Origin of the sequence: Streptosporangium sp. NPDC023825, from assembly GCF_040639575.1 — a bacterium.
Classification (GTDB): domain Bacteria; phylum Actinomycetota; class Actinomycetes; order Streptosporangiales; family Streptosporangiaceae; genus Streptosporangium.
The window spans coordinates 13,572-27,275 of the sequence record NZ_JBFAAE010000036.1 but is presented as its reverse complement, the minus strand read 5'-3'; the positions used below and the strand labels follow the sequence as shown (position 1 = coordinate 27,275).

The following is a 13,704-nucleotide window of genomic DNA, read 5'->3' as shown; positions in this document are numbered from 1 at the left end:
GGCTACCACTCCAGGGTGTGGATCTTCTTGGCGGACAGGTCGACGACCATCCGGCTGGTGTCCAGCCAGGTGCTGTCGGGCAGCCGGACGAACAGCCGCAGGCACCGGTGGACCTCGCACTCCCTGGCGGGCCCGCTCTCGCCGAACGGGGTGAAGATCAGCCCGCGCAGCCCCAGGTCCGCCGCCGACCGCAACCGGCCGCCCCCGGCCCTGGCGTACGCGTCGCGCGTGAGCTTGCCGTATCCCGGGTGGGACAGCAGGAGACCGGCGGCCGTCGTCTCCTCCTCCCTCGACGGCGGCGGCTGCACCCCCCGCGCCACGGTCTCCCGCACGATCTCGCCCCGGCCGAGGTCGACGGTCCGCACGATGAGCCTGTCGTTGCCGTAGTCGTAGAGGTACGCGTCGGCGCGGCGGCGGTCGGAGGAGTCCTTGTCGTCGTCGCGCTCCACGTAGAGCAGCTTGATCCGCCCGGCGGCCATGTGCGATCTGGACCCCGCCGACGCGATCGTGGTGGCCTGGGCGACCTCCTGGCCGGTCAGCGGGTCCTCCTGTGCGGGCATCTGCAGGGTGGACCTCGCGGCCTGGGATCCCTGCTCGCCGGAGAGGAACAGCACCGCCCCGGCGACGACGGCCACCCCCGCCCCCGCGACCGTCATCACCATCAGTCTTCGCCCCATGAACGCCCTCTTTACTCACCGTTGACTTTTCATTGCGAAGAGTAGCGATCGGGGAGTGTCCCGGCGGGTCCAAAGGCGTATTGCACTTTTGGTTTACCTTGTTGGCGTTAATGGATTTTTGTCCGCATTCAGGGCCCGGAGTGCCGGGGCGGGCCGGGGTCTTCGCCGGCCGGGTCCGGGCAGGCGAAGACGGGCGAGGGGCGTAGGGGGCGGGCGGGGGCACTCGGGGGAACCGCGGAGAATCCCGGGGAACCTCGAGGGCTCCTCACCCACCCGCCGCAAGCGTGTCCGGCAGGAGGTCCCGCTCCTCCCAGGAGATCCCCCTGCCCGGCCGGCGCACCGAGGTGAACGGCCACGCCTCGTGACCAGACTGGCGCACCCGTTCTGGTGCCCGCTGAACGCCCGCTTGCCCGGACGCTTCCGCTCCCCGCCGCGTACGGCGCCGGTCACGTCGCCCGGCCGGACGCCTCGGGAGAGCACGGCCGGGCGCGCCGGGATGCCGGGATGCCGGGATGCTGCCACGGCGGCCCACGCTCCGGGCTCCCGGGCGACGCGCCGTCAGTCCTCCCGGGCCTTGGGCGGCCGGAGACATCCCCGCGCCTGTTCGCCGTGGCACCGGTCCGTTCCCTTCCAGCGCCTGCAGTGGCACCGATCTTCCCGGCGCCGGTCGCGGGAGTCGCGCTTCAGCTTCAGCGAGTTCGACTGGTGGCTGCCGCTGTGCAGCCCCGTGGCCGGGGATCCCGGACGGGTGAGGGCCGGTTTCGCCGTGACCGTGGCCGTGGCCGTGGCCGTGGCCGTGGCGGTGACTGTGACCGTGACGGTGACCGTCGGTGTCGGGATGGGAGTGGGTATCGGGGTGGGGGTCGGGGTCGGAGTAGGTGTGGGCGTCGGAGTAGGTGTGGGGGTCGGAGTAGGCGTGGGGGTGGGCGTCGGAGTAGGCGTGGGGGTCGGAGTGGGCGTGGGCGTGGGGGCCCCGCAGTTGAGTTCTGTGCTGAACGGGGTGTTGTGTATCTCTCCGCCGTCGGCGGTGGATGTGCCGTGGGTCAGTTCGCGGACGATGACGTTGCCCTCGATGTTGGAGGAGTTCTCGTCGACCAGCGCGGCGGACGGGGCGAAAATCGTCCCCTCGATGGTGGCCCCCATGCCGGAGGGCAGGTTGATGGCGGTGGCGTCGGGGAAGTTCAGCAGGATGAAAGGACTCTCTTCTGCTCCGACGCCGGCGAAGTTGGGCGGTGCCCAGGTGTAGACACCGCCCACGGCGGTCGTGTCCACGACGATCATGAGGGGGCTGGTGGCCGCGGGCCGGTCGTTGAAGGTCAGGCTGGCGATGTTGCTCAGGTTCGCGGCGCTGATCTGGAGGACGTTGGTGACGTTGGGAGTCAGGTTGACATGGGCGTCGGCTCCGGGAGGGATCACACCCCCGGGGTAGGGCACCCCGTTGGCGTTCTCCAGGATCACGGTGTTCGCGCACTGGGCCAGGGTCGTGGCCCGCTCCCGGTAGGTGGCGAAAAGCTGGGGGAAGTCGAATATCGAGACAGGGCCGACAGAGGAGACGGGCTGGCGTACGGTCAACTCGACCCTTGAGGGCGTCTCGTAGTCGCCGGTCGCGTTCACTCGCGTGTTGACGAGTGCGCCGTTGTTGTCGGTGTCCATGACGAACGTGCCGGAGAGGTCGCCGATCTTGACGTAGCCGCTCGAGAGCACCTGGACCCTTCCCGTGGGGATGCTCTGGGCGAAGTCGACCCGGCCGCCCACCACCAGCGCCGTGGGCCGCGCGTCCCCGGGGGCGACGTAGGTGCCCGCCGTCGCGCCGGCGATCCGGTAGTCGCCGGTCAGGATGAGGTCTCCGCCCACGGCCAGCGTTCCCTCGTTCTCGTTACCGGCCAGCCGGGCGTCCGACTCCACGACGACGGTGAAACCGTTGTTCCCGCTGACCGGGTTGAGCGGTGCCCGTGCCGAAGCGGAGCTCAGAAGAAGGGCCCCCGCGCTCAGAGCGAGGGCACTCAAGCAGATGGAACAGCCCAGGACGCGCATGGATCCCTCTCTCACCTGGTTCGTTGACCGGCAAGCCTAGGAATTCCGGGAGTCTCCACGCGCCGCGGGAAGTCAAGTGTCCGTCATTTGTGCGGCTCGGATTCGAGGGGGAAGAGGGCGGACACCTGGCCGGCCGGTCGATGACACCGCGGGGCTCGCCCGATCACCCCGTACCGCCGAGCCTGGTCAGGAGGCCGGCCAGCTCGCCGGCGCTCGCCCGGGTGAGGGCGTCGCCCATGCCGACGGCGATCGCCCCCGCGCGGATCCACTCCGGCGCGTCCTGTACGGTCACCCCGCCCGTCGGCATGAAGGGCACCTGGTCGAGGGCGCGGGACAGGTCGCCGAAGGCGGCCAGGCCGATCCCGGACGCGGGGTAGAGCTTGACGACGTCCGCGCCGAAACCCATCGCGGTCAGCGCCTCGGTGGGGGTGAAGGCCCCGGGCATGGCGGCGGCCCCGCCGCGGTGCGCGGCCTCGATGACGGCGCGGTCGACGTTGGGCGCGACGACGAAGCGGGCACCGGCCTCGATCGCCTCCTCCGTCGCCCGCGCCGTGAGCACGGTCCCGGCGCCCACCACGGCGTCCGGCCACGCGCCGGCCAGCTCGCGGATGAGCCGCAGCGCGCCGGGGGTGGTCATGGTGACCTCGATGAGCCGCACACCCGCGGCCAGCACCTCGGTCGCGGCGGCGCGCGCCTCGTCCTCGCTCCGCTTGCGGATGATCCCCACCAGCCGGTGGGATCTGACCAGGTCGATCATCGATCGAATCCTTCCTGTCCTGAAACGAAGGCGTCGTACTCGTGCAGGCGGGGGAACCCCTCGTAGTCGCCCCGGTGGGCCACCACCTGGGCGGCGGTCCACGACCCGGTCCGCAGGGCGTCGGCGAAGGACCGGCCCCGGAGCAGCTCGAACAGGTAGCCCGCGGTGAACGCGTCCCCCGCTCCGACGGTGTCGACGACGGCCGGGGCCGGGTGGGCGGGCAGGTCGACCGGCTCACCGCCCCGCTCGACGGCGACGCACCCGCGCTCGCCGCGACGGATCACGACCCGGGGGACACCGAGGTCGGCCAGGGCGCTCAGCGCGTCCGCGCAGGTGGTGGTCGCGCTGATGGCGAGTGCCTCGTCCTCGCCGAGGAGCAGGTCGTCGACGTCCGGCAGCAGCGTGCGGCAGGCCGCCGCGGCCTCTTCGAGGGTCCACAGCTTGCGGCGGATGTTCGGGTCGAAGCTCACCGGCACCCCGTGGTCGCGGGCCAGGCCGACGAGGGTGCGCACGGCCTCGGCGGGCCCCTCTCCGAGGGCGAGCGTGACGCCCGTGACGTGGACGCGGCGGGCCGCCGCGACGAGCTCGCCGGGCACGTCGGCGCCGGTCAGCTCGGTCGCGGCGGATCCGGCCCGGTAGTAGTACACGTTCGTGAGATGCGGGCCGAGCACCTCCTTGACCATCATCCCCGTCGGGGACCCGCCCGTCTTCACGTGGCCGACGTCCACGCCCTCCCCGCGCAGGGTGCGGTGGACCTCCACGCCGAAGGGGTCGGGACCGACCCGCGAGATCATCGCGGGCCGCGCGCCGAGCCTGGCCAGGCCGATGGCGACGTTCGCCTCCGCCCCGGCTATCGACTTGGCCAGGCAGGACGCGCTGTCGAGGCGCTGCCCCTGCACGTACAGGCTGACGAGCGTCTCTCCGAGGGTGAGGATGTCGGATACCTGGACATCAGGCATTCGCATGGCATTCGTCCTTGAGGTCGGTGTGGAACGCGGAGGCGGTGAACCGCCAGGCCACCGCTCCGGAGTCGGGTACGGTCCCGCGCCGGCCGGGCCGGACGCGGCGCCGGGCACCGGCTCGACGCGGACGCCGATGTCGGCGCGGCGGGACCGGGGCGAGCCGGTCGGTCACCACTCGGCGAACGAGCCGTCGTCGTGGTGCCAGACCGGGTTGCGCCAGGCGTGGCCGGTACGGTCGGCGCGGCGGACCGCCCGCTCGTCCACGGTGATGCCCAGGCCGGGGGCGTCCATCCGGCGCAGATGCCCGTCGACGAAGCGGAACGGCTCGGGGTCGACGACGTAGTCGAGGAGGTCCGCCCCCTCGTGGTAGTGGATGCCGACGCTCTGTTCCTGGATGAGGAAGTTGGGCGTGGCGAAGGCGACCTGCGCGCTCGCGGCCAGGGCTATCGGGCCGAGCGGGCAGTGCGGCGCGAGGAGGGCCCCGTAGGTCTCGGCGAGGGCCGCGATGCGGCGTACCTCGGAGATGCCGCCCGCGTGGGAGAGGTCCGGCTGCACCACGGCGACACCGGCCCGCAGCGGTTCGAGGAACTCGGCGCGGCCGTACAGCCGCTCGCCGGTGGCGATCGGGATCGGCGAGCAGGTGACGACGTCGTGCAGGGCGTGGCCCTGCTCGGGAAGCAGCGGCTCCTCCGCGAACAGCGGCCGCAGCGCCGCGAGTTCGGGGAGGATGCGGCGGACCGCCGCCGCGCCCGCCCGGCCGTGGAAGTCGACGGCCACGTCGCGCTCGTCGCCGAGCACCTCCCTGGCGGCGGCGAGCCGCCGCACCACGTCGTCGATCTCGGCCGAGGTGGGCAGGGGGGAGAGGCGGCCGCTGGCGTTCATCTTGACCGCGGTGAAACCCGCCTCGACCTGGGCGGCGACCTCCGCGGCCACCTCGCCGGGCTCGTCGCCGCCCACCCAGGAGTACACCCGGACGCGGTCGCGTACCGGGCCGCCGAGCAGCGCGTGGACCGGGGCGCCGTACGCCTGCCCCGCGATGTCCCACAGTGCCTGGTCGAGTCCCGCGACGGCACTGGAGAGCACGGGGCCGCCCCGGTAGAAGCCGCCCTTGGTGAGCACCTGCCAGTGGTGCTCGATCCGCAGGGGATCCTCGCCGACGAGGTATCCGGCGAGCACCTCCACCGCCGCCCGCACCACCTCGGCGCGGCCCTCGACGACAGGCTCGCCCCAGCCGACGATGCCCTCGTCGGTCTCCACGCGGCAGAAGAGCCAGCGCGGCGGGACGAGGAAGGTCTCGACTCGCTCGATCTTCACTGCGCTTCCTTCGCGTCTTCCGGGTCCTGGGAGTTTCCCGGCGTCCGTGCGGAGCCCGGGAGCTTCGAGTCCTGCGAGATCCTCACTGCTCTTCCTTCGATCGGCGGATCCTGGCCACGTCGTGCACGGCCTTGGCCAGCAGCCCCCGCATGGCGCGTTCGGCGGCGTCCGCGTCGCGGTCGTGGATCGCCTCGACCACCGCCCGGTGGCTGGGCACCGGGTCGTCGTGGTGTTCGCCGCCGTGCACGAGGCGGTCCCGTTCGGCCAGGCCGGTCTCGATGACGATCTCCATCCGCTCCAGCAGCTCGTTGTGTGTGGCGGCGAGCAGCGCGCGGTGGAAGAGCAGGTCGGCGGCGACGGCCGCGACGGGGTCGCCGTCGGCGGCGGCCATCGCGCCGAGCGCCGCGTCCAGGGCGGCGAGGTCCGCCTCCGTGGCCCTGTCGCTGGCCAGCCGGGCGGCAGCCGGTTCCACGATGGTGCGTACCTCGTGCAGCTCGTCCAGCAGCCGGGGGTCGGTGTGCTCGTCGAACTGCCAGCGGATCACATCGCCGTCGAGCAGGTTCCAGTCGGTGCGCGGCCGCACGAAGGTGCCGCGCCGCTGCCGGGCGTCGACGATGCCCTTGGCGGAGAGGACCTTGAGTGCCTCGCGCAGTGCGGTGAGGCTCACACCCAGCTCCTCCTGCAGAGCCACGATGTTGAGCGTCTCGCCCTCGGCGATCCCGCCGCTGAGGATTCGCCGTGCGACGATCTCGACGGTCTGCCCGTGGACGCCGCGATGTGCGTACCGTGCCAAGGTTTTCGCGCCTTCCCTGTTGGTGATCGAGGTTGGTGATCGATGGTTCAGGCCGAGGCTTTCATCGCGGTCCCGCCGCCGTCCACAACGGGACCGGTGCCGGTCGAGTGAGCCGCGTCCGGCGGCGCGAGGAACGCGACGGCGGCGACCGCCGCGGCCCCGCCGGTCTCGTCCCGGACGTCGGTGACCACGGACGGTGATCGCCCGCCGGTGGACCGGATCTCGTCCGCGAGGCCCGTCGTGTCCCGGGACTCCGGCACGTCCGGCGGCTCCGCCGCGGCACCACGGCGGCTCCCCCTGCGACGGGACGCCGGGCGCTCGCCGCCTCGGTGCCGGCCAGGACCCCTGTGACCAGCGTGATCTTCTCCGGAAGCCGGTTCACGACCATCCTCCCGTCGTTCCGCCGATCTCAGTTAAATCATTAATTATGAAATATATTGACAGTCGACGGGGACCGATGCAACCTTCTGCTCACGACGTTCACATGACCGACACAAAGCGAATGTCACGTAACGTGTCGACGAAGGAGGGAACACCCTTGAGCGACTTCGACTCCGGTCGCCGCCGGTTCCTCGGGCAGATGGGGCTCGCCGGCCTGGGCGCGCTCGGTGCCGCCGGGCTGGCGAGCGGCTGCGCCACCTCCGCGACGAAGCCCGCCGCGACGGCCGCCGCCACCTCGTCCGGTGCCGCCCCGGCCGGGCCGGTCACCCTCCAGTCCAACCTCTCCTCGCCGCAGGCCAAGGCGGCGATGCAGAAGATCGTCGACGGGTTCAACGCGCTGGGCAAGGGCACGGCGACGCTCAACACGGTCGCCGCGGAGACCTACCGCACCCAGTTGCCGACCTACCTCACCTCGGCCGACCCGCCCGACCTCTACACCTGGTACGCGGGATCGGTCGCCAACAACTACGCCGACAAGGGCCTGCTGCTCGACGTGTCCGACGTGTGGGGCTCGATGGGCGACTACCCCGCGGCGCTGCGCGAGCTGTCCACCGACGGCGCGGGCAAGCAGATCTTCGTGCCGATGAACAACTACTGGTGGGGCTTCTTCTACCGCAAGTCCAACTTCGCCAAGTGGGGCGTCCAGGAGCCGAAGACCTGGGCCGAGTTCCTCACCCTGTGCGAGACGCTGAAGGGCAAGGGGATCCCGCCGATCGGCATCGGCCTGGGCGACACCCCGTGGGTGGCCTCCATCTGGTTCGACTACCTGAACATCCGGATCAACGGGGCCGGCTTCCACCGGGAGCTGCTCGCGGGCGAGCAGCGCTTCGACGACCCCAAGGTGAAGGCCGTCTTCGCCAAGTGGCGCGAGGTGCTGCCCTACTTCGACCCGAAGGGCAAGGCGTACCCGTTCCAGGAGGCGACCACGGCCCTGCTCGGGGGCAAGACCGGGATGTTCCTCATCGGCACCTTCTTCGCCGACGCCGCCCCCAAGGACGCCCTCGACGACCTGGACTTCTTCCGGTTCCCCATCATCGATCCCGGCGTGCCGATCGTCGAGGAGGCGCCGACCGACGGCTTCTTCGCCAGCGCGAAGTCGGCGAATCCGGCCGGGGCCAAGGCCCTGCTCACCTACCTGGCCTCGGCCGAGGCGCAGGAGCTCTACATCGCGAGCAGTTCCGGCATCGTGCTCCCGGCCAATCCCAAGGCCAAGGCGGCCGACTCGCCGCTCGTCGCCAAGGGCAAGGCGATGCTGGACGAGGCCGCCGACCTCACCCAGTTCTTCAACCGCGACTCCAGCGACGCCCTGCAGCCGACCGCCGACACGGCGCTGACCCGCTTCATGGACGAGCCCGACGAGATCGACACCATCCTGAGCGAATGGCAGACGGCCGCGCAGAAGGTCTTCAAGGGCTGACGTGACGGTCACCTCCTTGCCGGCGACCCCGGCCGGACCGGCGAAGCGGCGCCGGCCGGTCCAGCGCCTGTCTCCGCTGCTCGCGGTGTTCGTCCTGGTGCCCTTCGTGGTGGAGAGCGTCTGGGTCTTCTGGCCCGCGGTCCAGGGCCTGTACCTGTCGCTGACGCGCTGGGACGGGCTCACCCCGCCCGAGTTCGTCGGCCTGGCCAACTTCACCGAGCTCGCCGGCGACCCGATCTTCCGGGGTGCGCTCGGCAACACCGTGCTGTGGCTGGTGCTCTTCGGCGGGCTCTCCGTGCTCGGCGGCTTCGGCATGGCGCTGCTGCTGCAGCGCGACCGGCGGGGCGTCGGCTTCTACCGGGCGGCGCTGTTCACCCCGGTCGTCTTCTCGCTGGTCGTGACCGCGCTGGTGTGGCGGGTCTTCTACCAGCCGGACGGGCTGGCCGACCAGGTCCTCGTCGCGGTCGGGCTGGAGCACCTGAGCCGCCCCTGGCTCGCCGACCCGGACACCGCGCTCTACGCGGTGATCCTGCCCGCCCTCTGGCGGCAGATCGGCTACGTCATGGTGCTCTACCTGGCCGGCCTCAAGGCGATCGACCCGGCCCTGTACGAGGCGGCCAGGGTGGACGGGGCCGGGGGCTGGCAGCGGCTCAGGAACGTCACCCTCCCGCAGCTGCGCGGGGTCAACGCGGTCGTGCTCTCGGTGATCGTCATCGACTCGCTGCGTTCCTTCGACATCGTCTGGGCGCTCACCAGGGGCGGGCCGTACCACTCGTCCGAGCTGCTGAGCACCTACATGTACTCGGCGGCGTTCCAGAGCCTGCGCCTCGGCTACGGCTCGGCCATCGCGGTGGTCATCTTCGCGCTCGCGCTCGTCGTGATCCTCGGTTACCTGGTCCGTGCGTTCCGGGAGGAATCATGACAAGAGGACTTCGGACCGGCGCCTTCCACGGAGGCATGACGCTGCTGTCGCTGCTCTGGCTGTCACCGATCATCTGGGTGGTGCTCACCTCGCTGCGCACCTTCGACGACGTGGCCGCCAACGGCGTGGGCAGCCTGCCCCGCTCGTTCACGTTCGACACCTACCGCCAGGCGTGGAGCGACGGCGGCCAGCTCCAGTCGCTCGTCAACAGCTTCCTGGTGACCGTGCCCGCGGTGGCGCTGAGCCTGCTGCTCGCGGCGATGGCGGCGTTCGCGCTGAGCCGCTACCGGATCCCGTTCCGCCGCACGCTGCTGCTGGTCATGCTCGCGGGCAACCTGCTGCCGCCGCAGATCCTGCTCATCCCGGTCTCCAAGTTCGCCGAGCTCACCGGCACGTACGACACGCTCGCCGCGCTGGTCGCCGTGCACGTCGCGTTCGGCCTCGGCTTCTACACCTTTGTCCTGCACGGTTTCATGCGCGAGCTGCCCGGCGCGATCCAGGAGGCGGCCACCATCGACGGCGCGGGCGTCGCGCAGGTCTTCTGGCGCATCGTGCTGCCGCTGACCAGGCCCGCGCTGGCCGCGCTCGGCGCCCTCTCCTTCACCTGGATCTTCAACGACCTGCTGTGGGCGATCACCGTGCTGCGTACGGACACCAGGATGCCGGTCACCCCGGCGCTGCTCGGGCTGCAGGGTCAGTTCGTCTCCTCCTGGAACGTCATCGCGGCCGGCACGATCATCGCCGCGGTGCCGACGCTCCTGGTGTTCCTGCGGTTCCAGCGGCACTTCATCTCGGGCCTCGCGATCGGAGCGGTCAAGTGACGCGGCACGCCCCCTCGGCGGCCCCGGCCCGGTGGCGGGGACGGCCGGCGTCCGCGGGGTGAGCCGGGCGTACGAGAACGCGACCCGCTCCCTCGCTCGTCCCGACGCCCTCCCCCGGGGGCCGGCGACAGGCCCGCCACCGGCTGGCGGGCCTGTCGCCGGGAGAGGCGGGAAGACCGGTTCCCCGGGGGCCGAGACCCGGGGCCGGAGTGTTTCCCGCCGTGTCCTGGAGGGTCAGCTACACGGCGAGCCGTTGAGGGTGAACGAGCCGGGGGCGGCGTTGGTGCCGCTGTAGGCGCCGTTGAACCCGATCCCGGCGGACTGCCCGGGGTTCAGGGTGCCGTTGTAGGGGGCGTTGCGGCCGGTCACGACCTGGCCGGACTGCGTCCAGGTGGCGCTCCAGCCCTGGGTGACCTGCTGGTTCCCGGGGAAGGTGAATTTCAGCTCCCAGCCGTTGATCGCCGAGGTGCCGGTGTTGGTGACGGACAGATTGGCGGTGAAGCCGGTGTTCCAGCTGCTGGCGCTGTAGGTCACCCGGCAGGAGGAGGTGCCCGGCGTGGGTGTGGGGGTCGGAGTAGGTGTGGGGGTCGGTGTGGGCGTGGGGGTCGGGGAGGGGCCGGAGGTGTCCAGGCCGAAGAACTGGATCGCGGACTCGGCCATCCCGCTCTGCGGAAGGTTGTGCCCGACACCCGGCAGGCTGTAGGACTCGACCTTGACGGTGCCCGTGGAGTCGGCGTAGCGACTGCGGTTCCAGCCCGCCCGGGGGGTGTCGGCGGAGGTCGGCGTCTGGCTCAGGCCGTGGACGTCGGTCCACTGCTTGACCGCCTCCCCCAGGTTCGGGTAGCGCAGGGTGGAGTCCTCGGTGCCGTGCCACAGCTGGACGCGGGGCCGGGCGCCGGTGTACCCGGGGTAGGCGGCCCGCACCAGGTCGCCCCACTCCTGGGGGGTCTTCACGATCGTGCCGTTGGCGCACTCGCTGTTCCACCCCGAGGAGCTCGCGAAGCAGCCGAAGGGCACGCCCATGAAGGCCGCTCCGGCCTCGAACACGTCCGGGTACAGGCCCAGCATGACCTCGGTCATCATCGCGCCGGAGGAGGCGCCGGTCACGTAGATCCGCGAGGAGCTCGCGGTGTAGCGCTGCTGGACGTAGGTCACCATCGACATGAGCCCGACCGGGTCGCTCCCGCCGCCGCGCCTGAGCGCCTCGGGGGAGGAGACGTCGAAACAGTTCCCGCTGCGGGTGGCCGACGGGTAGATCACGATGAACCCGTACCGGTCGGCCAGCGAGGCGAACTGCGTGCCGGAGTGGAAGGCCGGGCCCGAACCGGTGCAGTAGTGCACCGCCAGCAGGATGGGGGGCCGGGGCGCCGTCCGATCCGGGACGTAGAGGTGCATCCGCAGGTTGCTGGGGTTCGCCCCGAAACCGGTGACCTCCACCAGGGAGGCGGAGGACGCGCTCGGGGCCGTCAGTGCCAGGCCGAGCAGGAGGGGGAGGACCGCGCACACCGCGCGCAGGGCCGTTCTCATCCGACCGCTTCCCGATTCCGGCCGGGCCCGGCGTGGAACATCGCTGTCGGACATCGTCGATCTCCTCTCGGCTGCGGCCGATCGCCGGGGCCCCCGACCGTCGCGGCCCCGGCGTTCGACGTCTCACGTGTCGCCGAAAGTTAAAGTCGTTCGCCGAAATTTTCAATCACCGGCGGGCGGGTACGGGCGCGTCTCCGGCTCCTGTTCCCTGTCCGTGCCATTTCCTCGCAGGTGAAGGACGCGGCCGACGCCGGAACCGCCGGAGGCGTCCCCGCACGGTCTGATGAAAGTTTCCGCGTCCAGCCGGCTGCCGTCTCCTTCGAAACGGGTCGCCGAGGGTTCAGCGATCGCTCCACCTGATCTCGTAGGGCCGGAGGGTGAACTCCCTGCCGTCCACGGTCGTGGTGGTCTCCGCCGCGGTGGTGTTGACCATCAGCAGCTTCTTCGGCTGGGCCAGCACCCGGACCCCCGGGGCGGAGGAGGTGACCTTCTCCAGCTCGGCCCCGGCCGGGAACCAGGTGGTGAAGTCGCTCACCAGCTTGCCGGTGGGGAGCATGGCACCGGTCTTCGGGTCCCACATGCACCCCTGGCAGCCCTTCACGGACTGCGGGTTCCAGTACAGCGCCGTGGCGGCGCCGCTCTCGGCGAACTCGATCATCGAGGCGGCCTGGACGGCGAGTCGCATCGGCTCGGGCCAGGTGGTCTTGTCCTCGGGGACGAAGTACCACTCCGCCCACCAGACCGGCATGTCGCCGGTCCTTTCCCGCAGCCAGGTGGTGACCGCGCTGAACTTGCCCAGCGCTCCGAACGCGTCGGGCAGCATCTCGTGCGCGTCGGTCAGCGAGGCGCCGTCGACCACGACGAAGTCGGCGCCCTTCTTGTTCTCGAACCAGTACTCGAAGGCGTCCAGGGCGTTCTGGTTGACGACCCCCCAGGGCCCCCGCAGCTCGGATTTGCCCGTCCTGTTGCTGTCGAAGCCGAGGTAGGGCCCGCCGACCTGGGCGTCGGGCCGGGCCGCCTTCACCGCGTCGTAGACCTTGTTGTAGAGCGTGGTGTAGCCCTTGAAGTCCGCGGGCTTGGAGTGGTCCTTCCAGAAGCCCTTGAACTCGTTCCAGACCATGAAGTACTTGACGTCGCGGTATTTGGTGGCGACGGCCGCCGACAGCTTGGCGAAGTCGTCGAAGTGCTTGGGGTAGGGGGCGTCCTCCAGGTGCTCGGCCCAGCCCGCGTCCGAGGTCGGGCCCTCGGGGCCGCCCTTCATCCAGTCGGGGGCGCAGCAGAGCGTGATGACCTGCGTGCCGCCGGACTTCTTCATGAGGTTCGTCCGGCTGTCGAGGTCCTCCCAGAAGTACTCCTGCGGGCGGGGCTGGGGGTTGAGCGCCCCGAACCCCATGATGTGCTGGTTCTGCAGCATCGGGGTCCGCGCGAGTGCCCCGGCCACGACCTGCTCGAACTGCTCGGTGACGTTGTTGGCGCTCACCCCCGTGTGGGTGAACCCCCAGCGGGGCCACGCGGGGTCGACCGGCGGCGCCTTCTGGATCGTGGTGGCGGGTGCCGGCGAGGCGGCGGCCGGCTGCCGTACGACGGGAACCGCCTGGTCGGCGGTGTCGCCGGAGGAACAACTCGCCGCCACGAGTGCCAGTGCGACGACCCCCGCCGCCGAGGCGATCGCCCGGACGGGACGCCGCCATGTGGATCCCCCGCTACCTGATGACACCTGATACCCACCCGATCTTCAGCATTCGCTTTGCACCGAGCGTTCCACAGGCGATGTAAGAGCGTCATACAGGAACGCGGCTCACCGGTAAGTGTCCCAGCCGACCTGCGGAAACGTTCCCCGGGGGTCCGGGATCGGCGGGTGGCGCGCCGCCGTCGAGATCCGGCCTACGCCGTCTACTTCAAGCGGTCTGCTCGGTTCTGTGGTGCTTCGCTCGGCGGAGGTGAGCGGGTTTGAGGGGTTTTCGAGGACGCCGTGTGACCTTGGCCACCCTCGCCTTATGTGTGGATTTGTACGCATAACAACGGCAGCTGACTCCCTA

Annotated in this window: 12 protein-coding genes; 3 read left to right on the top strand and 9 right to left on the bottom strand. The window is 70.9% G+C overall.

What is annotated here, in order from left to right; translation table 11 throughout:
- Positions 1–2 precede the first annotated feature (2 nt).
- The 7 genes from AB0G15_RS27210 to AB0G15_RS27180 form a co-directional block, all read right to left on the bottom strand.
- The gene (locus AB0G15_RS27210) at positions 3–677 is read right to left on the bottom strand and encodes a hypothetical protein (RefSeq protein ID WP_362845164.1); all 675 of its coding nucleotides are present in this window, start codon (positions 675–677) and stop codon (positions 3–5) included.
- 558 nt (positions 678–1,235) lie between these two features.
- Positions 1,236–2,684 carry a choice-of-anchor A family protein gene (locus AB0G15_RS27205; protein ID WP_362845162.1) on the bottom strand — a complete coding sequence of 483 codons (1,449 nt, stop codon included), beginning with the start codon at positions 2,682–2,684 and terminating at the stop codon, positions 1,236–1,238.
- 190 nt (positions 2,685–2,874) lie between these two features.
- Positions 2,875–3,468 carry a bifunctional 4-hydroxy-2-oxoglutarate aldolase/2-dehydro-3-deoxy-phosphogluconate aldolase gene (locus tag AB0G15_RS27200; RefSeq protein WP_362845160.1) on the bottom strand — a complete coding sequence of 198 codons (594 nt, stop codon included), beginning with the start codon at positions 3,466–3,468 and terminating at the stop codon, positions 2,875–2,877.
- Positions 3,465–4,433 (bottom strand): sugar kinase, encoded by a 969-nt coding sequence (locus AB0G15_RS27195; RefSeq protein WP_362845158.1) that lies wholly within the window; start codon positions 4,431–4,433, stop codon positions 3,465–3,467. Before AB0G15_RS27195 ends, AB0G15_RS27200 begins: the two co-directional genes overlap by 4 nt.
- 165 nt (positions 4,434–4,598) lie before the next feature.
- The gene (dgoD, locus tag AB0G15_RS27190) at positions 4,599–5,744 is read right to left on the bottom strand and encodes a galactonate dehydratase (RefSeq protein ID WP_362845156.1); all 1,146 of its coding nucleotides are present in this window, start codon (positions 5,742–5,744) and stop codon (positions 4,599–4,601) included.
- An 82-nt stretch (positions 5,745–5,826) separates the two neighbouring features.
- Positions 5,827–6,537 carry an FCD domain-containing protein gene (locus AB0G15_RS27185; protein ID WP_362845154.1) on the bottom strand — a complete coding sequence of 237 codons (711 nt, stop codon included), beginning with the start codon at positions 6,535–6,537 and terminating at the stop codon, positions 5,827–5,829.
- 47 nt (positions 6,538–6,584) lie between these two features.
- On the bottom strand, positions 6,585–6,797 hold the full coding sequence (locus tag AB0G15_RS27180) for a hypothetical protein (RefSeq protein WP_362845152.1): 213 nt from the start codon (positions 6,795–6,797) through the stop codon (positions 6,585–6,587).
- A 278-nt stretch (positions 6,798–7,075) separates the two neighbouring features.
- Here AB0G15_RS27180 and AB0G15_RS27175 point away from each other — a divergent pair, with 278 nt between their 5' ends.
- The 3 genes from AB0G15_RS27175 to AB0G15_RS27165 are packed head-to-tail and all read left to right on the top strand — an operon-like array spanning position 7,076 to position 10,138.
- Positions 7,076–8,395 (top strand): extracellular solute-binding protein, encoded by a 1,320-nt coding sequence (locus AB0G15_RS27175; protein ID WP_362696807.1) that lies wholly within the window; start codon positions 7,076–7,078, stop codon positions 8,393–8,395.
- Positions 8,396–8,411: 16 nt separating this feature from the next.
- Positions 8,412–9,317: a sugar ABC transporter permease gene (locus AB0G15_RS27170; protein WP_362845150.1), complete on the top strand. Its 906-nt coding sequence runs from the start codon at positions 8,412–8,414 to the stop codon at positions 9,315–9,317.
- Positions 9,314–10,138, top strand: a complete 825-nt coding sequence (locus AB0G15_RS27165; RefSeq protein WP_362696803.1) for a carbohydrate ABC transporter permease — start codon at positions 9,314–9,316, stop codon at positions 10,136–10,138. The genes AB0G15_RS27170 and AB0G15_RS27165 overlap by 4 nt, the downstream gene beginning before the upstream one ends.
- Before the next feature lie 234 nt (positions 10,139–10,372).
- Here the strand turns inward: AB0G15_RS27165 and AB0G15_RS27160 are convergent, their stop codons facing one another.
- Together AB0G15_RS27160 and AB0G15_RS27155 are read right to left on the bottom strand one after the other, a co-directional pair.
- On the bottom strand, positions 10,373–11,665 hold the full coding sequence (locus AB0G15_RS27160) for a PHB depolymerase family esterase (RefSeq protein ID WP_362845147.1): 1,293 nt from the start codon (positions 11,663–11,665) through the stop codon (positions 10,373–10,375).
- 340 nt (positions 11,666–12,005) lie between these two features.
- Positions 12,006–13,382: a xylan 1,4-beta-xylosidase gene (locus AB0G15_RS27155; protein ID WP_362845144.1), complete on the bottom strand. Its 1,377-nt coding sequence runs from the start codon at positions 13,380–13,382 to the stop codon at positions 12,006–12,008.
- Positions 13,383–13,704 lie beyond the last annotated feature (322 nt).